The sequence below is a fragment of the Ketobacter sp. GenoA1 genome (assembly GCF_003671475.1).
Classification (GTDB): Bacteria; Pseudomonadota; Gammaproteobacteria; order Pseudomonadales; family Ketobacteraceae; genus Ketobacter.
Genome location: NZ_RCHM01000003.1, coordinates 1 through 728 on the forward strand (window position 1 = coordinate 1; position 728 = coordinate 728).

Genomic DNA, 728 nt, shown 5'->3' on the forward strand with positions numbered 1-728 from the left:
GTTATGCAAGGTCATATTTCATACATATAAGGAGACAACGATTATGAATATTCTAAGAAATTGGATGATGATTGGTTTAGTGGTGTTAAGTACAAATATATTCGCGCAGGGAGATAAAAATATTCAACAAATCGAATATCCGGATTCTAATTTTATAGAGCTAATACCCTCCGGTTTTAAATACGAGTTTGTTGAGGTTTCAAAAAATGGTAAAGAAACCACTCTCGAATCCACTACAGCCGCACCGAAGCTAATATTCGATTCATGGCACTATCAACAATGGAAAAAATTTAAGTTCCCTGGTGGCAATGAACATTACACAGCTTATTGGGCTCAGGTGCATTTAATCGATGCTTCAAATGGTGATGTCTTAAACTGGCATTTTATAGAAGCTAGAACCGCTGATAGTTGTTACGCGGATGGAAGCTCTTATAACTGGAGACATGAGACTAGAAGTGGCAGTCACATAAGTTTTGGATCAGGTTCCGGACTAAAAAGATCAACAGTAGATGGCTACCGACTAATGAGTACGTTTATTAAGTTTCGTCGTCAGGATGGCAGTGGATGGAACTGGAAGGTTAGGCCAGACTCATGTAAATAACAGTGGAATTTGCATAACAAATTGCTGCAAGGGACAAAGTTACGCTCCGCCAACATATGGTTCGCTCTGCTCACTTTACCATATGTTGCCTCCGCTCCACTTTGCCCCTGAGCAAGGCGTTAAATGG

Annotated in this window: 1 protein-coding gene; it reads left to right on the top strand. The window is 40.1% G+C overall.

The features are described 5' to 3' along the window. Positions 1 to 601 (top strand): hypothetical protein (locus tag D9N13_RS00040; RefSeq protein WP_290584462.1); only part of this gene is annotated, 601 nt, incomplete at its 5' end. Positions 602 to 728: the final 127 nt, after the last annotated feature.